Genomic DNA, 16,789 nt, shown 5'->3' with positions numbered 1-16,789 from the left:
CCTGGCAACAAACACGGGCTAACGAAAGTGAAGCGGTATTAAGCGCAGTTATTTAGTTATGCAGAGAGAAATGGATATAGTAGGGAGGATGATTCTTATGGTGGTAAGTTTACGATAATGATCAACCCGGATTATGCGGTCGTGATTTATGATGGGCTTAACGGCGGCGGCATGGTCTACAAAGCGTTGTCATCCAATGTAGTTCTGGGTTTAACTACAGAACCAGGTAAACACGCTATGGAAACTTGGGTGATACAGGATGATGGAACGGTGTTGATGACCAAAACAACTTCTGGCTTTGGTGGCTTCGATTCAGCTAAGGCTCTGGTAGGTAAGGTGACAGGGCGCTGTAACTAGGCACAAAAAACCCGGCGCGGTGGCCGGGTTAGTTATCTAATCTTCGAAAAGATGATTGTACTCCCCTAAAGCCATGAGCTCAGGATCATAAACCTACATCAGGACTCACGAAGGCTGGCTGTATCTTGCCGTGGTTGTTGATCTGTTCTCACGTAAAATTATCGGCTGGTCAATGCAATCCCGGATGACAAAGGACATTGTCCTGAACGCACTGCTGATGGCTGTATGGCGGCGTAACCCCCAAAAACAGGTGCTGGTTCACTCGGATCAGGGCAGTCAGTACACAAGCCATGAGTGGCAGTCGTTCCTGAAATCACACGGACTGGAGGGCAGCATGAGCCGTCGCGGTAACTGCCACGACAACGCGGTTGCGGAAAGCTTTCTCCAGCGACTGAAACGCGAACGGATAAAGAAAAAGATCTACGGAACGCGGGAAGAAGCCCGCCGCGATGTTTTTGATTACATCGAACTGTTTTATAACTGTAGGCGTCGGCATGGTTCGAGCAATCAGATGCCACCGGCAGAATACGAAAACCAATATTATCAACGGCTCGGAAGTGTCTGGATTATCCGTAGCGATTCAAAACCTCCGGCTTTGCCGGAGGAGACTGACTGTTGTTGCATCGGTACTGATGTGATTGGCGATTCTTTAGAAATCAATAATGACCTTCATGGCGTTTTCATCAGCCGCATGTTTGAAAACATCGTAGGCTTTTTCAATTTCGTTAAAATTGAAATGGTGAGTGGCCAATTTTTCTGTCGGCAGTTTTCCTGAGCAGCATGTTTTCAGGAGCATGCCCGTCGTGTTTCCGTTAACGAGGCCGGTTGTTATGGTGAGGTTTTTTATCCATAGTTTTTCAATCGAGAAGCTGACTGATTTACCATGAACGCCTACGTTGGCTAAGTGGCCACCTTCTTTTACGATGTTTTGACAGATGTTCCATGTGGGTTCTATTCCAACGGCTTCTATGGCACAGTCCACGCCGCGCTGACCCGTTAGTTCCATGACTCTGCGGGTGGCATCTTCTTTCGCTGAGTTAACGGTGTGCGTTGCCCCCATTTCTCTGGCCATAGCCAGGCGATTTTCATCCATGTCGATCATTATTATCTGAGAGGGAGAATAAAGTACTCCGGTAAGTAAACAGCTCATACCTACCGGGCCTGCGCCAACAATGGCGACAGTGTCCCCTGGTTTTATTGCGCCGTTCTGAACGCCAATTTCATGGGCTGTCGGTAATGCATCAGAAAGAAAAACGCCAGCATCTTCTTTAAGTTCATCAGGGAGCAGGTAAAGGGAGTTATCGGCATAAGGGGTGCGTACGAATTCTGCCTGAGTGCCATCTATCATATATCCCATAATCCAGCCACCGTCATTCAGGCAGTGGGCGTAAAGCTGTTTTTGGCAGTTCTCACAAGTCCCGCAGCGGCTTATACAAGAAATGATAACTTTATCACCTTTTTTGAAATTACTTACTGCAGAACCCACTTCTTCTACAATGCCAATTCCCTCATGGCCAAGAATACGTCCATTAAACTCACCGGTTTTACGGCGTGCGGTTTCTTCTATCTCAGGGTTTTTCCCTTTCAGTATCCCTAAATCGGTTCCACAAATAGTGGTTTTTGTCATGCGAATAATGGCATCACTGGGGTGGATTATTTGCGGTTTGGGACGTTCCTCGATACGAACATCATTTTCTCCATAATAAACGACTGCTTTCATTGTATTTTATCCTTCAAGGTTGTTGTATAGCGTTCAGTAACTTCGCACCATGATGCTGTATTTTGCAAGACCAGCGCTGGCGGGATGTCATCCCACGTAAGTGTAGTGCCATTATGCGATGCGATTAAAATTATTGTAACAGGTCAGAGTGTCATCGCTTGTATTTGGAAAGTTACCGTCTTGTATTTCTCCCTTTTTCCGCTTCAGGTTAAATGCCAATGAAGAAAAGGTTTCATTGAGCTCTGGAGGTTGAATGTGGGGTATTTGTCAGCCGGGCTTAATCCTTTTATGAGGCGGTGTCAGTATGTCATTGGGGGGATGTCTGGGAGGATAGGCCCTGGACGTTCAATGGCAGCCCTGTATCAAAACATGAAATATCCAAACCCGCATTTTGTAACAGGGTAATTTTTGCCCCCGAATCTCTGGTATTGTGAAGGATTCGCATTTGGATGATGACGAAATATCGTGAAGCCGGTGCTGGCAAAAAAAGGGAAACAAACCTTGCCAGCACTGAAGCCAATCGTTTGCGTAAAAAGCGCGCTTTCCGGCTACCCCTCGGTAGGCAAAACGGTTTACACTGTTGGCCTTTACCCTCACGGGTTGTTCAATGCCGTATATTAGTTAGCTGAGTCAGGAGAAACGGATGTTAAAGCGTGATATGAATATTGCCGATTATGATGCCGAATTATGGCAGGCAATGGAGCAAGAGAAAGTGCGTCAGGAAGAGCATATTGAACTGATTGCTTCTGAAAATTACACCAGTCCGCGTGTCATGCAGGCACAAGGGTCTCAGCTGACTAACAAATATGCCGAAGGCTATCCAGGCAAGCGCTATTATGGCGGTTGTGAGTATGTGGATATCGTTGAGCAACTGGCCATTGACCGTGCTAAAGCGTTGTTCGGCGCTGATTATGCTAATGTGCAGCCACACTCTGGTTCTCAGGCGAACTTCGCGGTATACACAGCTCTGTTACAACCGGGCGACACTATTTTGGGGATGAACCTGGCACATGGCGGGCACCTGACGCATGGTTCTCCGGTCAATCTGTCCGGTAAGCTGTACAACGTGGTGCCTTACGGCATCGACGAAAGCGGAAAAATCGATTATGACCACCTGGCTGCGCAGGCGCAGAAGCACCAGCCGAAAATGATTATCGGCGGTTTTTCTGCTTACTCCGGTATTTGTGACTGGGCAAAAATGCGTGAAATCGCTGACAGTGTTGGTGCCTATCTGTTTGTCGATATGGCACATGTGGCTGGCCTGGTCGCGGCTGATGTTTACCCAAATCCAGTTCCTCACGCACACATCGTGACCACCACCACCCATAAAACCCTCGCAGGACCGCGTGGTGGTTTGATCCTTGCGAAAGGTGGGGATGAGGAACTGTATAAGAAGTTGAATTCTGCCGTGTTCCCAGGTGGTCAGGGTGGGCCGCTGATGCATGTGATCGCGGGTAAAGCGGTAGCATTAAAAGAAGCAATGGAGCCAGAGTTTAAAGTTTACCAACAGCAGGTGGCTAAAAACGCTAAAGCGATGGTGGACGTGTTCCTTGCGCGTGGCTACAAAGTCGTTTCCGGTGGAACCCATAACCACCTGTTCCTGCTGGACCTGGTTGACAAAAATCTAACCGGTAAAGAAGCCGATGCCGCGCTGGGGCGCGCTAACATCACCGTGAACAAAAATAGCGTGCCGAACGATCCAAAGAGCCCGTTTGTGACTTCTGGTATCCGTATTGGGTCGCCGGCGGTGACGCGTCGTGGCTTTAAGGAAGCAGAAGTACGTGAGCTGGCTGGCTGGATTAGCGATATTCTCGACAATATCAATGATCAAAGCGTCCAGGAACGTGTGAAGGCGCAGGTGTTGAATATTTGTGCCCGCTTCCCGGTCTACGCGTAACCGGCCGACATCGTTCCCCTTTTCTCCGGGGCGGTTCAGGACTCCAACAGCAGGCGGATGCAATGCTGTTGGTGGTCTTGCAGGGGCAATTCGGCGTGGATGAGCGGTGGCGAGTAGAGTGGCAGAGGGGCTGCGTAAGGGGTAATAACCAGCGTAATCCCTTTTGGTGCGCCGTGGCGCTGGTACGCTTCCACATCGAGATATTTGATATTGAGCGGCAGTAATGTCAGTTCTCTCAACTGTTGTTCCACTTTCTGTTCCAGTTGGCTGTCTTTACCCGTCAGCAGTAGTACCTGTTTTTCCTGTAGCGCATTTTCCTGCATCAGCCACGCGCCAAAAATAATTGCTATCAACCCCAGTTCCTCTGGCGAAAACGTCAGGCCATAAAGCTGCTCAACGTTTGTCACGGCGACTTGGGTCGTGCGCAGTAGTCGGGGATAGAGTCGCACAACATCTCCCGTCAGGCAGCTATCAGTGCCAATGCCAAACTGGATACGTTCTAATGCCTGCGCAAGGTGGGTGTAAAGCTGTGAACACAGTCCTTGTTGATCACTGAAGCGCACCGCCGAAAGCTTCTGGAAGTGTTCAATCATCTGTCGGACCGCCTCCAGCAACTGGCGTTCATAGTCGTGGCGGATATGGCTTACGACAGGGAGATGTATTTGACTGAACAGCAGGGAAAATAACCAGATTACACTGGCATCAGGCGCGGACTGGCTGCGTTTTTGCCAGTGATGCACAATTTCTTCTGCCACCTGATACTCAATATGCGCTTTCAACCAGGTCTGCTGGGTTTCACTGAACTCAATATGCTGACGACGGCAAAGCGTATGCTGCATAAAGAGCAGTAAAAATTGTCTGTCGCGGTTGTTGAACTCACGTGAGAGCCTTTGTGCGCAATACTGCACCAGGGCCTGAAGATTGCGTTCATCGTACAGTACCTTTTCTGTCCGCTGCGCTTTCAACTGCTGTTTTACCGCTGTGGCAAAGTGATGATGGATAAAGTCCGGAGTTAGGCGCAGCCCACGACGTAACCAGTGTAGCAGGCACAGTCGCAGATCCAGTTCCGGACCATCGATCCAGTAGTTGCCGTTTGCTTCCTGATGCAGATTAATTCGATGATAGTGTTGGATTTTCTCTGCTACTGCCGCGATATCCTGGCGGGTAATGGATCGATCCACCCCGTTGAGTTGACACAGCGAATCAAGGGTTACACTTGCTCCAGGGAGATACAGTAGCAAAAGCAGGTGACAGTGACGCTGCGAACTGGAGAAGGCGGAGTGGGGAGGTGAGGGTAAACTCATCGTCTGCAATCCCAGTTAAAAGTTATCTCGCTAAGAATAGCGTGGTTACTGTTTACTGCGTTTATGGTGAGCAGATTTATTCACGACTTTTAAGGCAGATCACAGAATATTTGCCCAATAAGCAAAGAGAGAATAAATAATTGTTATGTTATAACAAATTAATCAGGCTGATGGTGGGTATTAGCATGCTGGTATTGGCACCACAAGCCTGGAGCCACCCCACAGCTTTATCGATATGCAGGTGACACCGGTTCATAAAGATAACCAACTGACCGGGTTAAAGATGCATTGGGTGTGATGGATGAAATCACATCAGCTGATTTGCTTTATGTGTGGTTCATAGACATCGGGCATCTGCATGGCGATGGCGCGCATTGTGGCTGTGGTTATCTGCATGTGCCAAACAGTGAAATGCTGGATAATGTGGTTAACAGCAGAACCAAAGCGATGGTGGTGGTGCGTCCCTGTTCCGGCGCCATTATTAGTGCGGGGATTGCATGATTTGCTGTGAAGCATCGATGGGGGAAGTTATTTCGTGCAGACTCTGTTTTATGTTGCGTCTGCACTTTTACAGGAGATGGCGACTTAACGTTTCAGCGCTTCACTCAGCTCGTCACGCATGGTAGCCAGCATGGCTTTCACCACGCGTGGATTACCGGCCACAATGTTACCGGAAGTCATATAGCCGTGTGCGCCGACAAAGTCGGTTACCAGACCGCCAGCTTCACGAACCAGCAGCTCGCCAGCAGCAAAATCCCATGGCTTCAAGCCGATTTCAAAATAACCGTCCACTCTGCCTGCGGCTACGTAGGCCAGATCCAGCGCGGCTGAACCGGTGCGGCGGAAATCGGCGCAATGGGTAAACAGTTTGCCAACAATGTTGATATAAGGGGCTGCATGCTGTTTCAGTTTGAAAGGAAATCCAGTTGCCAGAATGGTGCCGTTCAGATCGCGAGCGGTGCTGCCGCGCAGACGGTAACCGTTCAGTTGAGTACCCTGACCGCGCACGGCGCTGAAGAGCTCATTACGCATGGGATCATAAACCACGGCGACTTCAGTACGGCCTTTAATGCGCACCGCAATAGAAACAGAGAAATGAGGAAAACGTTTGATGAAGTTGGTGGTGCCATCCAGTGGATCGATAACCCATTGCACATCCTGGTCTTCGCCCGCTAATTCACCACTCTCTTCAGTAATAATGGTGTGTTGCGGATAAGATTTGCGGATAACCTCAATAATTTGACGTTCGGCGTCGCGGTCAACATTGGTCACGAAGTCGTTGCTGCCTTTCTGGCTGGCTTCGACAGCGTCCGGGGTTTCGTAGTTTTTGGCAATTAAATTTCCGGCCTTGCGCGCAGCGCGCACGGCGATGTTGAGCATCGGATGCATCGGTTTCTCTCACTGGATGTTAAAGAACGGGAAAGCGGCGCGGATTATAACAGGGCAAACAGAAAATGTCCTGAAAATATGTTAGCATTCGCAGATTATCTCACAGACCTGAATTCCTATGCTGCAAAATATCCGCATCGTGCTGGTGGAAACCTCGCACACCGGCAATATGGGTTCCGTCGCTCGCGCGATGAAAACCATGGGCTTAACTAACCTTTATCTGATTAACCCACTCGTTAAACCTGATTCTCAGGCTATTGCTTTAGCCGCCGGGGCCAGCGATGTGATTGGCAATGCTCACATCGTTGATACCCTGGACGAAGCGTTGGCTGGCTGTAGCCTGGTCGTCGGTACCAGTGCCCGTTCCCGTTCACTGCCGTGGCCGATGTTGGACCCACGTGAATGCGGAATTAAAAGCGTGCAGGAAGGGCGTCAGGCGCCAGTCGCGCTGGTTTTTGGCCGTGAACGCGTTGGCCTGACCAATGAAGAGTTGCAGAAATGTCACTATCATGTCGCTATTGCGGCTAACCCGGAGTACAGCTCGTTAAACCTGGCGATGGCCGTGCAGATCATCACCTATGAAGTGCGCATGGCATTCCTGTATTCACAGGAAGCCACTACGCAGGAGTATGAAGAATCACCTTACCCGCTGGTCGATGATCTTGAACGTTTCTATCAGCACATGGAGCACATGATGATCAAGAGTGGTTTTATCCGCGAAGGTAGCCCGGGTCAGGTGATGAGCAAAATGCGTCGCCTGTATACCCGCGCGCGTCCGGAGCGTGATGAGCTGAATATACTGCGTGGTATGCTCTCTTCGCTGGAAAAACCAAAGGGTGAAAAGTAAGCCATGCGGCTTGCCGTGATCGGGTTATGGTTAGCATCGCGGCCAGGTTAAATAATAGTTGAGTATTTTACCTGGTTAAATAGTTGACCAAATCACTCGGGAATGTCAGACTTGCGACCATCTTTTTGTTAAACCCCAACTATGGGACAATCGAGGTCGTTTACGCTATGAGACTGACATCCAAAGGCCGTTATGCCGTTACCGCTATGCTTGACGTTGCTCTTCACTCTCACGAAGGGCCAGTACCATTAGCTGATATTTCCGAGCGTCAGGGGATCTCCCTGTCTTATCTGGAACAGCTGTTCTCTCGTTTACGCAAAAATGGCCTGGTGGCCAGCGTGCGGGGACCGGGTGGAGGTTACCTGTTGGGGAAAGTGTCGAATGCTATTTCAGTGGGCGCGGTTATCACGGCAGTGGATGAATCGGTTGATGCCACTAAGTGTCTGGGGAAAGAAGGGTGTCAGGGAGGAGAACGCTGCCTGACTCACGTGTTGTGGCGCGACCTGAGCGAGCGCATCAGTGATTTCCTGAATAACATTACGCTGGCTGAGCTGGTCAACAACCAGGAGATCCTGGATGTGGCTGACCGCCAGAATTATACCGAAAAAGTTCGCGTGCCAACTGGCCGTATGCACGAAACCATTAACGTCAATCTGCGTGCCTGATAAAGCACCGGCGAAGCCTGTCGTCCACCACCAGTCACCCTCCGTGGACGGCGGGAACTGACGCCCCAGCCAGAACGCATTGAATGACGTGATGTAACGGAGTTCAATAGCAATGAAATTACCGATTTACTTCGATTATGCCGCAACCACCCCGGTTGATCCCCGCGTAGCTAAAAAAATGATGCAGTTCCTGACCATGGACGGCACGTTTGGCAATCCTGCTTCACGCTCACACCGTTTTGGCTGGCAGGCTGAAGAAGCTGTCGATGTGGCTCGCAATCAGGTGGCAGAGTTGATCGGGGCTGATCCGCGTGAAATTGTTTTTACTTCCGGGGCGACGGAATCCGATAATTTGGCAATCAAAGGCACGGCACATCTCCATCAAGAGAAAGGCCGCCATGTCATTACCAGCCAGACCGAGCATAAAGCGGTGTTGGATAGCTGCGCCCAGTTAGAACGCGAAGGGTTTACGGTGACTTATCTCGCGCCACAAGCTAACGGTTTGCTCGATTTGCAGGAACTGGAATCTGCGATACGTGATGACACCATTATTGTCTCTATCATGCATGTTAATAACGAGACGGGCATTGTGCAGGACATCGCCGCAATCGGTGAATTATGCCGTGCGCGTGAGATTCTTTTTCATGTCGATGCCACGCAAAGCGTTGGGAAACTGCCGCTGGACGTCAGCCAAATCAATGTTGATCTGGTCTCTTTCTCCGCCCATAAAATCTATGGTCCAAAAGGTATCGGCGGTTTGTATGTTCGTCGCAAGCCCCGAACCCGTATTATTGAGGCGCAAATCCACGGTGGCGGTCATGAACGGGGGATGCGTTCTGGCACGCTCCCGGTGCATCAGATTGTTGGTATGGGAGAAGCGTACCGAATTGCGAAAGATGAAATGAGCGCGGAGATGGCTCGTCTGGCAGTGCTGCGTAGTAAACTGTGGCATGGCATCAGTGAACTTGAAGAAGTGATGCTTAATGGCGATTTTGATAACGGTGCGCCCAATATTCTCAACATCAGTTTCGGTTATGTCGATGGCGAAACGCTGATTATGGCGCTGAAAGATTTGGCCCTCTCATCCGGTTCTGCCTGTACCTCTGCCAGTCTTGAACCTTCCTATGTGCTCAGGGCGTTGGGGCTGGCGGACGAACTGGCCCACAGTTCACTGCGTTTTTCTCTTGGCCGTTTTACCACGGAAGACGAAATTGATTATGCTATCTCTCTGGTGAAAAACACCATTGGCCGCCTGCGTGAGCATTCTTCTCAGTGGGCTGATTTTAAAGCCCAAAAAAGCAATCGCGACGTCAGTACGCAATCTTGAATCGCTGAAGCCAAACTCACTGCGCGGTTGTGGCCTTGTGCCATGGATGGTGGTCGGCGCGAGGCCATTCCCCAGCGTTAGCACGATGGCAATAATTCTGTTTTATGATTTCTGTTAGCCTGCATAAGACGATAACGAAGAAAGGCTTAAGGTATATACCCGTCACGTTAAGTTGTAGAGACGTTGCCTGCTTGAGTGCGCCAGAGTAATGCTCGCTGACCGCTTTCCTGCAACTTGAATGATTTAGGGTATAGTGTCCGCGCGTTTTTTTAACGACGGACCATTTGCAAGATCAATTAAGGAGTCATGCGCGATGACCACAACACCAATGAAAATAGCACTGTCAGCAGCAGCAGCGGATCCGCGCTGGGGCGAAAAAGCGATCCTGACCAGTAACGACAATGGCATGACCATTCATTTAACGGGTGGTGATGTGTTGGCCACTATTCAGCGTGCGGCACGTAAAATTGATAGTCAGGGGATCCGCCACGTTAGTCTGAGCGGCGACTGGGATTTGGAGCAGTGCTGGGCGTTCTGGCAAGGTTATCGTGCCCCGAAAGGCGCACGTCAAGTTGACTGGCCAGTACTGAATGACGCTGACCGTGCGGAGTTTGCCCGTCGCCAGAAAATTATTGATTGGGTGCGCGATACTATAAATCTGCCCGCTGAAGATCTCAGCCCCGAGCAATTGACGCAGCGAGCGGTGGATCTGCTAAGTGATGTTGCTGGTGATAAGGTCAGCTACCGTATCACCAAGGGTGAGGATTTGCGGATGCAGGGCTATATGGGCCTGTACACTGTTGGCCGTGGTTCAACGCGTAACCCGGCGCTGTTGGCTCTGGATTACAATCCAACCGGCGATGAAAATGCCGCGGTGTTTGCCTGTCTGGTGGGGAAAGGTATCACCTTTGACACCGGTGGCTACAGTCTGAAACCGAGTGGCTCGATGGATTCGATGAAGTCGGATATGGGCGGGGCAGCGACGTTGACTGGCGCACTGGCGCTGGCTGTCAGCCGTGGATTGCAAAAGCGCGTGAAGCTGTATCTGTGTTGTGCCGACAACATGGTTAGCGGTAATGCATTCCGTTTGGGGGATATCATTCACTACCGTAACGGCAAAAGCGTGGAAGTCATGAACACCGATGCGGAAGGACGATTAGTGCTGGCCGATGGGCTGATTGACGCCAGCGAACAGCATCCGCAGTTGTTGATCGACGCCGCCACGTTGACGGGGGCCGCCAAGATGGCGCTGGGCAATGATTACCACGCCTTGTTCACTTTTGATGACGAGGTAGCGCAGTCGCTGCTCAGCAGTGCTGCGGGCGAAAACGAGCCTTTCTGGCGTTTGCCACTGGCTGAGTTTCATCGTGGTCATCTGCCGTCTAACTTTGCCGATTTGAACAATATCGCCGCGCCTTCACACACCGCGGGGGCCAGTTCCGCCGCTGCATTTTTATCGCATTTTGTGAAAAGTTATCAGCAAGGCTGGTTACATATTGACTGCTCCGCAACGTATCGTAAGGGCGCTGTCGAACAGTGGTCTGCCGGAGCTACCGGGCTTGGCGTACGTACCGTTGCCAATATGTTGTTAAAATAATCTGTGGTTATTTTTTTCCGGCCGTATGCTTTCCCGGCCGGAAGCCAATATTGTCTGACTGGACCCAACCGATGAATGAAAACAACCCGCGTCTTGAAGAAGTGTTAACGCTGGCGGCAACTGAACCGGCGCATTGTCCTGAATTCTTTGCATTGTTGATGGAAGCCAGTGTCCTGGTATTGGGGGAACGTTCAGACGACGGGGATATTACCGCCACGGCCCAGTTGGATTTAAAGCACTGGAAGAAAGAGGATGGTACCTCGGTTATCCCTTTTTTCACTTCGATAAGTGCAATGCAACAGGCGGTAAGAGAGGAACAGGCGTTTTTGGTGATCCCCGTGCGTACGCTGTTTGAAATGACGTTGGGCGAAACACTGTTTCTTAACCCTACATTGCCTGTTGGGAAAGCGTTTTCTCCGCATGAAATTAGCAATCTACTGAGAGAAGGGGGGCTGGCACTTAGTCAGCAGAGCGTACTGGAAGGGGGGACGTCGTTACTGCTTTCTGAAATGGCCGATCCGCCCGTGCAGATGATTGATTCACTGACGCAACTGTTTGCCAAACATAAGCAGGTGCGTCGGGCTTATGTGGCGCAGATTAAAGAATCGGTCGATGAACAACCTAACCTGCTGATTGGTATTGAGGCGGACAGTGACGTTGAGTCCATTATTCATGCCGCAGGTCATGTGGCCACGGATACATTACTGCATGATCAGCCGGTTGATATCTGTCAGGTAGTGGAAAATGAAAACGGTATCAGCCACTTTTTCACCGCGCATATCACCCCATTTTACGAACGTAAATGGGGCAGTTTCCTGCGGGAATTTAAGCAGACTAAATGATGAATGATGCTTTATTGCGCTTATCACGTGGCGGTACTGGTTGCTGTTAACTGTTCTTGAAGCGAATACTTTTTTTGCGACGAACAGTTTGTGAAAGAACCGTCTCACCAGACGTGAAGACGGCTCTTTCCGGTCAGTGTTCGATTACGTCAATTGTGTGGCAATTGGCAGATCATCACGGCTGCCCCATTCGCTCCAGGAACCGTCATACAGTGTGACGTTTTTGGCCCCCAGCGTTGTCAGCGCCAGGACAACCACCGCCGCAGTCACGCCGGATCCACAGCTCGCCACTATCGGTTCAGCTAACTCAACGTCATGATGTTGAAAAATCGCCCGCAGTTCATCAGTCGGTTTTAACTGGCCGTTTTCTACCAGTTCATTCCATGGCACATTCTTGCTGCCAGGAATATGTCCGCGATGCAGACCAGGCCGGGGTTCATCGACTTCGCCCTTAAAACGGTTAGCCGCCCTGGCATCAACGATCTGCGCACCGCCTTCATGACTGATGAGCATGACATCTGTCAGTCGCTTAACAGCTTGTGGGTCAAAACGGGCTTCAAACTCGCTTTCCGGTAACGTGACGGCGCCGTTTTCCAGTGGCTGGCGGGCATCTTCCCATCCCTTCAGACCACCGGCGAGGATTGAAACCTTCGCCACGCCGAACTGGCGCAGCATCCACCAGGCGCGCGGGGCGGAGAACAGATTGCCTTCATCATACACCACCAGGTGCTTATCACCGCAGATCCCCAGCTCGCGCATGGCGACGGCAAAGGACTCAGCGCGGGGCATCATATGAGGATAAGGGCTGCCAGGGTCGGAGAGCGCTTCGATATCAAAGAAAGGCGCGGCAGGTAAGTGTTTTGCCTGATATTCCACCGTAATATTGCGCAATTTTTCCTGACCTGGAGGCAGCATGCGTGCATCAATAACCTGAAGATTCTCATCACGATAATGTTCCGCCAGCCAGTCGACGGTCACGAAGAAAGAGGATGTCATAGTGGCCTCGTTGTGAATGTCATGTTCTGAGTGTCAACTATCCCGGCAGTCATCACAAGATTTTCTGTAAAATAGCGATAAACCGTTATAAATATGTGGAATTACAGCGTGTTTTTTTAATAAATTGTTGAATCTCCGATAGGCAAGTCAGATGATGACCTCTATAATCTGCGCCTTTCCCGGGCCGGGGAGTCATTCGCTGGCTACTTTCGCTATTAAACAGAGGGTCCCTATGACTATTGAACGTACTTTTTCTATCATCAAACCGAATGCGGTGGCGAAGAACGTTATTGGTGCTATTTTTAACCGTTTTGAAAGCGCTGGCTTCAAAATTGTTGGTTGCAAAATGCTACACCTGACCAAAGCGCAGGCCGAAGGTTTCTACGCAGAGCATCAGGGCAAACCGTTCTTCGATGGTCTGGTGGAATTCATGACATCCGGCCCGGTGGTCGTTTCTGTACTGGAAGGTGAAAACGCTGTTCAGCGTCACCGTGACTTGATGGGGGCGACTAACCCGGCAAACGCACTGGCGGGGACGTTGCGCGCTGATTATGCTGATAGCTTCACTGAGAACGCGACTCATGGCTCTGATTCTGCAGAATCAGCAGCGCGTGAAATCGCTTACTTCTTCGGCGAAGGCGAAATTTGTCCGCGTACTCGCTGAGAGCTGAGATTAGTGTTGTACAGTGCGGGGTGAATGTTTACAAATTATTTTGCTGACGAGCTTTAACCTGCCATCCTGTACTTGTACAATAATGCGCCCCTGCTGAGCTTGTTCTCATCAGGGGCGTTTCATTTATATTATTCACCCCCAGTGCCATAACGTGTAATAACGAGGCCAGAGAAAATTATGTCTGAACACATTGTGACCCCGTCGTCCGCATCCCTGGCTATCACCGCGCCAAAAAAAGAAAAAATTAACCTGCTTGATCTGAATCGGCAGCAAATGCGCGAATTTTTCGTCAGTTTGGGTGAAAAACCGTTTCGTGCCGATCAGGTGATGAAGTGGATTTATCACTATTGTTGTGATGATTTCGAGCAGATGACCGATATCAATAAAGCCTTCCGCAGCAAGTTGGCAGCGCTGGCTGAGATCCGGGCGCCAGAAGTGGCGGAAGAACAACGCTCTGCGGATGGCACTATCAAATGGGCTATCACCGTTGGTGACCAGCAGGTCGAGACGGTTTATATCCCAGAAAAAGATCGCGCCACCTTGTGTGTTTCTTCCCAGGTGGGGTGTGCGCTGGAGTGCAAGTTTTGTTCCACCGCCCAGCAGGGATTTAATCGCAATCTGCGCGTTTCGGAAATTATTGGTCAGGTTTGGCGCGCTGCTAAAATTATTGGCGCGTCGAAAGTTACCGGACAGCGCCCAATCACCAATGTGGTGATGATGGGGATGGGGGAGCCGTTGCTCAACCTGAACAATGTGGTACCGGCGATGGAAATCATGCTGGACGACTTCGGTTTTGGCTTGTCAAAACGCCGCGTAACGCTATCTACCTCAGGTGTGGTTCCCGCGCTGGACAAACTGGGCGATATGATTGATGTGGCTCTGGCTATCTCTCTCCATGCCCCGAATGACACAATTCGTGACGAAATTGTTCCTATCAATAAAAAATACAATATCGAGACCTTTTTACAGGCCGTCAGTCGCTACATTACCAAGTCCAATGCCAATCAGGGGCGTGTAACCATTGAATATGTGATGCTGGACCATGTCAATGACAGTACCGATAATGCCCATGAGCTGGCGGCCTTGTTGAAAAATACGCCGTGTAAAATCAATCTTATCCCATGGAACCCCTTCCCGGGGGCGCCGTATGGTCGTAGTTCGAACAGTCGCATCGATCGCTTCTCTAAAGTATTGATGGATTATGGTTTTACTACTATTGTGCGTAAGACCCGGGGAGATGATATTGATGCGGCCTGTGGTCAGCTGGCTGGTGAGGTCATTGACCGCACCAGACGCACGTTGCGTAAAAAGATGGCCGGTGAGCCGATTTCTGTGAAAGCGCTCTGAAACCTGAGTGTTCTGGCCCGTCGCGGCTGTCAGCCCTGATGTGATTGGCGTAGTATGCTGAAATCACGCCAGGGGGCAATATGGGTAAAGGATTACTGATCTGGCTGGTTGTGCTGCTGAGTGCCTGCAGCCAGTCGCCAGAGTACAGCGAACGGGTGCAGACGAGGCTACAGTTAGGACTGGAATATCTCTCCCGCAATGAACTGGCTGCTGCACAGCGCAATCTGATTCAGGCGTTACAACTGGCACCTAAAGATTATCGCTGCCAGTTGGCAATGGCCCGTTACCAGCAGCACGTCGGGGATCGGGATGCGGCACGGCGTTACTACCAGAATGCTCTGCTACTGGCAGGACAAAACCGTGATGTAATCAATAATTACGGTGCGTTTCTCTGTCGTTTAGGGCAGTATAATGCGGCCCAGCAGCAGTTCAGCAAAGCCGCGGAATTATCTGGAAATGATGGCCGGGCGGATGCGTTTGAAAATGCCGGATATTGTTATCTCCTTGCCGGAGAAAAATATAAGGCTGAAGTGGCGCTGATGGTAGCGACGCAGGATTATCCGCAAAAAAGTCTGGCTCTGCTGGCGGAAGCCGAAAGGCGATTTGGAAAGGATGATCGCGATACTTCGCGGTTTTTATTAGATGTTTATCAACGCAACTTTGCTGTCTCGGCAGAAAGTTTGTGGTTAGAGATTCGCTTCGCCGCGCAGGCAAAGCACCCTGAAGGCGTAAAGCAGGCAGGGGAACAGCTGGCGCGAAATTTTCCACAATCGATACAGTACCTGCATTTTTTAGCTAATGAATACTGAAGCCACTCAAGATAACTCAGCAGTAAACTCAACAGGCCAGCGCCTGCGTGGAGCCCGTGAGCAAATGGGCCTGACTCAGCAAAATGTTGCTGAGCGCTTATGCCTGAAACTTTCCACCATTCGTGACATTGAAGAGGACAAGTCGCCGACCGATCTGGCGTCGACCTTTTTACGTGGCTATATCCGCTCTTATGCGCGCCTGGTCCATGTACCGGAAGAAGAACTGCTGCCGATGATGGCGAAACAGGCGCCTGTACGTGCGGCAAAAGTCGAACCGATGCAGAGCTTTTCATTGGGTAAACGCCGTAAAAAGCGCGACGGCTGGTTGATGATTTTTACCTGGCTGGTGCTGTTTGTGGTCGTCGGTCTGACTGGCGCATGGTGGTGGCAGAATCATAAAGCGGCGCAGGACGAGCTGGTGTCGATGGCGGATCAGAACTCGGGAACCAGTGGGGATAACAGTCAATCTATCCCGCTGAATAATAACAGTTCAGATAGCAGTACCACCGACAATACTGCGGCGCAAAACACCCCAGTGCAAACACCACCAGCGCAAAGTGCCCCGTCGGAGTCTGTTCCCCCGTCGGCGGTGGCCCCGACCGCCAGTGCTTCGACCGCGTCACCGGCCTCTGCGGCTCCTTCTGCTTCTGCGGGCGACGCGAACCAACCTGTTGTTGTATCGCCAAGTCAGGCACCGGTTGACAGTATCGCCAACAGACAGATGCCGACCAGTGCAGCTGGTGTTAGTTCTGCGGCTACTGACGCTAACGCGCTGTTGATGAATTTTAGTAACGACTGCTGGCTGGAGGTGACCGATGCCAATGGCAAAAAACTGTTCAGCGGAATGCAGCGTGGTGGTGGTAAACTCAGTCTGGCCGGTACGGCGCCGTATCGCCTGAAAATTGGTGCGCCGGGTGCGGTGCAGATCCAGTATCAGGGTCAGCCAGTCGATCTGAGTCGTTTTATCCGTACCAACCAGGTTGCCCGCCTGACAGTCGGCGCGCAATAACGCATCGTTC

At 50.8% G+C, this 16,789-nt stretch carries 15 protein-coding genes and 2 pseudogenes; 13 read left to right on the top strand and 4 right to left on the bottom strand.

Features of this window, described 5'->3' with window-relative positions; genetic code table 11:
- Positions 1 to 117: 117 nt before the first annotated feature.
- The gene (locus EH228_RS14130) at positions 118 to 357 is read left to right on the top strand and encodes a hypothetical protein (RefSeq protein WP_193323350.1); all 240 of its coding nucleotides are present in this window, start codon (positions 118 to 120) and stop codon (positions 355 to 357) included.
- Between the two features lie 91 nt (positions 358 to 448).
- Positions 449 to 919: pseudogene (locus tag EH228_RS14125) on the top strand (IS3 family transposase); the annotation flags it as partial.
- Between the two features lie 87 nt (positions 920 to 1,006).
- Here EH228_RS14125 and EH228_RS14120 read toward each other — a convergent pair.
- Positions 1,007 to 2,077 carry a zinc-dependent alcohol dehydrogenase family protein gene (locus tag EH228_RS14120; RefSeq protein ID WP_152322267.1) on the bottom strand — a complete coding sequence of 357 codons (1,071 nt, stop codon included), beginning with the start codon at positions 2,075 to 2,077 and terminating at the stop codon, positions 1,007 to 1,009.
- Positions 2,078 to 2,720: 643 nt separating this feature from the next.
- Between EH228_RS14120 and glyA the strand changes: the two genes are divergently transcribed.
- Positions 2,721 to 3,974, top strand: coding sequence for a serine hydroxymethyltransferase (gene glyA / locus EH228_RS14110; RefSeq protein ID WP_152322265.1), 1,254 nt, complete (start codon positions 2,721 to 2,723; stop codon positions 3,972 to 3,974).
- A 35-nt stretch (positions 3,975 to 4,009) separates the two neighbouring features.
- Here glyA and csiE read toward each other — a convergent pair whose 3' ends face one another.
- Positions 4,010 to 5,278, bottom strand: coding sequence for a stationary phase inducible protein CsiE (csiE, locus tag EH228_RS14105; protein ID WP_152322264.1), 1,269 nt, complete (start codon positions 5,276 to 5,278; stop codon positions 4,010 to 4,012).
- 193 nt (positions 5,279 to 5,471) lie between these two features.
- On the opposite strand from csiE, the pseudogene EH228_RS14100 reads away from it, so the two are divergent.
- A pseudogene (locus tag EH228_RS14100) lies at positions 5,472 to 5,608 on the top strand (DUF1007 family protein); the annotation flags it as partial.
- Between the two features lie 255 nt (positions 5,609 to 5,863).
- Here EH228_RS14100 and suhB read toward each other — a convergent pair.
- Positions 5,864 to 6,667 carry an inositol-1-monophosphatase gene (gene suhB, locus EH228_RS14095; protein WP_152322263.1) on the bottom strand — a complete coding sequence of 268 codons (804 nt, stop codon included), beginning with the start codon at positions 6,665 to 6,667 and terminating at the stop codon, positions 5,864 to 5,866.
- A gap of 118 nt (positions 6,668 to 6,785) precedes the next feature.
- Between suhB and trmJ the strand changes: the two genes are divergently transcribed.
- From trmJ to sseB, 5 genes are all read left to right on the top strand, one after another.
- Positions 6,786 to 7,514: a tRNA (cytosine(32)/uridine(32)-2'-O)-methyltransferase TrmJ gene (gene trmJ / locus EH228_RS14090; protein WP_152322262.1), complete on the top strand. Its 729-nt coding sequence runs from the start codon at positions 6,786 to 6,788 to the stop codon at positions 7,512 to 7,514.
- A gap of 167 nt (positions 7,515 to 7,681) precedes the next feature.
- Positions 7,682 to 8,179 carry a Fe-S cluster assembly transcriptional regulator IscR gene (iscR, locus tag EH228_RS14085; protein ID WP_152322261.1) on the top strand — a complete coding sequence of 166 codons (498 nt, stop codon included), beginning with the start codon at positions 7,682 to 7,684 and terminating at the stop codon, positions 8,177 to 8,179.
- A 112-nt stretch (positions 8,180 to 8,291) separates the two neighbouring features.
- Positions 8,292 to 9,506: an IscS subfamily cysteine desulfurase gene (locus tag EH228_RS14080; protein WP_152322260.1), complete on the top strand. Its 1,215-nt coding sequence runs from the start codon at positions 8,292 to 8,294 to the stop codon at positions 9,504 to 9,506.
- Between the two features lie 313 nt (positions 9,507 to 9,819).
- Positions 9,820 to 11,103, top strand: a complete 1,284-nt coding sequence (gene pepB / locus EH228_RS14075) for an aminopeptidase PepB (RefSeq protein WP_152322259.1) — start codon at positions 9,820 to 9,822, stop codon at positions 11,101 to 11,103.
- Between the two features lie 71 nt (positions 11,104 to 11,174).
- A complete protein-coding gene (sseB, locus tag EH228_RS14070; protein ID WP_152322270.1) occupies positions 11,175 to 11,945 on the top strand; it encodes an enhanced serine sensitivity protein SseB in 771 nt (256 codons plus the stop codon).
- Positions 11,946 to 12,089: 144 nt separating this feature from the next.
- Here sseB and sseA read toward each other — a convergent pair whose 3' ends face one another.
- Positions 12,090 to 12,941 carry a 3-mercaptopyruvate sulfurtransferase gene (sseA, locus tag EH228_RS14065; protein WP_152322258.1) on the bottom strand — a complete coding sequence of 284 codons (852 nt, stop codon included), beginning with the start codon at positions 12,939 to 12,941 and terminating at the stop codon, positions 12,090 to 12,092.
- Positions 12,942 to 13,173: 232 nt separating this feature from the next.
- On the opposite strand from sseA, the gene ndk reads away from it, so the two are divergent.
- The 4 genes from ndk to rodZ all read left to right on the top strand — a co-directional run bounded on the left by ndk (position 13,174) and on the right by rodZ (position 16,779).
- Entirely contained in the window at positions 13,174 to 13,605 is a 432-nt protein-coding gene (gene ndk, locus EH228_RS14060; protein WP_152322257.1) for a nucleoside-diphosphate kinase, read from the top strand.
- A gap of 186 nt (positions 13,606 to 13,791) precedes the next feature.
- Positions 13,792 to 14,961 (top strand): dual-specificity RNA methyltransferase RlmN, encoded by a 1,170-nt coding sequence (gene rlmN / locus EH228_RS14055; RefSeq protein ID WP_152322256.1) that lies wholly within the window; start codon positions 13,792 to 13,794, stop codon positions 14,959 to 14,961.
- 80 nt (positions 14,962 to 15,041) lie between these two features.
- Positions 15,042 to 15,770, top strand: a complete 729-nt coding sequence (gene pilW / locus EH228_RS14050) for a type IV pilus biogenesis/stability protein PilW (protein WP_152322255.1) — start codon at positions 15,042 to 15,044, stop codon at positions 15,768 to 15,770.
- Positions 15,760 to 16,779, top strand: coding sequence for a cytoskeleton protein RodZ (gene rodZ, locus EH228_RS14045; protein WP_152322254.1), 1,020 nt, complete (start codon positions 15,760 to 15,762; stop codon positions 16,777 to 16,779). Before pilW ends, rodZ begins: the two co-directional genes overlap by 11 nt.
- Positions 16,780 to 16,789 lie beyond the last annotated feature (10 nt).

The sequence above is a fragment of the Erwinia endophytica genome (genome assembly GCF_009295515.1).
GTDB classification, from domain to species: Bacteria; Pseudomonadota; Gammaproteobacteria; order Enterobacterales; family Enterobacteriaceae; genus Erwinia; species Erwinia endophytica.
The sequence above is the reverse complement of the archived record's forward strand: the minus strand, read 5'-3'. Positions and strand labels throughout refer to the sequence as shown.

Excerpts from the sequence above, each read along its gene's own strand:
- EH228_RS14130 (WP_193323350.1), top strand. The coding sequence starts at position 118 with ATGATCAACCCGGATTATGCGGTCGTGATTTATGATGGGCTTAACGGC.
- EH228_RS14120 (WP_152322267.1), bottom strand. The coding sequence starts at position 2,077 with ATGAAAGCAGTCGTTTATTATGGAGAAAATGATGTTCGTATCGAGGAA.
- glyA (WP_152322265.1), top strand. The coding sequence starts at position 2,721 with ATGTTAAAGCGTGATATGAATATTGCCGATTATGATGCCGAATTATGG.
- csiE (WP_152322264.1), bottom strand. The coding sequence starts at position 5,278 with ATGAGTTTACCCTCACCTCCCCACTCCGCCTTCTCCAGTTCGCAGCGT.
- suhB (WP_152322263.1), bottom strand. The coding sequence starts at position 6,667 with ATGCATCCGATGCTCAACATCGCCGTGCGCGCTGCGCGCAAGGCCGGA.
- trmJ (WP_152322262.1), top strand. The coding sequence starts at position 6,786 with ATGCTGCAAAATATCCGCATCGTGCTGGTGGAAACCTCGCACACCGGC.
- iscR (WP_152322261.1), top strand. The coding sequence starts at position 7,682 with ATGAGACTGACATCCAAAGGCCGTTATGCCGTTACCGCTATGCTTGAC.
- EH228_RS14080 (WP_152322260.1), top strand. The coding sequence starts at position 8,292 with ATGAAATTACCGATTTACTTCGATTATGCCGCAACCACCCCGGTTGAT.
- pepB (WP_152322259.1), top strand. The coding sequence starts at position 9,820 with ATGACCACAACACCAATGAAAATAGCACTGTCAGCAGCAGCAGCGGAT.
- sseB (WP_152322270.1), top strand. The coding sequence starts at position 11,175 with ATGAATGAAAACAACCCGCGTCTTGAAGAAGTGTTAACGCTGGCGGCA.
- sseA (WP_152322258.1), bottom strand. The coding sequence starts at position 12,941 with ATGACATCCTCTTTCTTCGTGACCGTCGACTGGCTGGCGGAACATTAT.
- ndk (WP_152322257.1), top strand. The coding sequence starts at position 13,174 with ATGACTATTGAACGTACTTTTTCTATCATCAAACCGAATGCGGTGGCG.
- rlmN (WP_152322256.1), top strand. The coding sequence starts at position 13,792 with ATGTCTGAACACATTGTGACCCCGTCGTCCGCATCCCTGGCTATCACC.
- pilW (WP_152322255.1), top strand. The coding sequence starts at position 15,042 with ATGGGTAAAGGATTACTGATCTGGCTGGTTGTGCTGCTGAGTGCCTGC.
- rodZ (WP_152322254.1), top strand. The coding sequence starts at position 15,760 with ATGAATACTGAAGCCACTCAAGATAACTCAGCAGTAAACTCAACAGGC.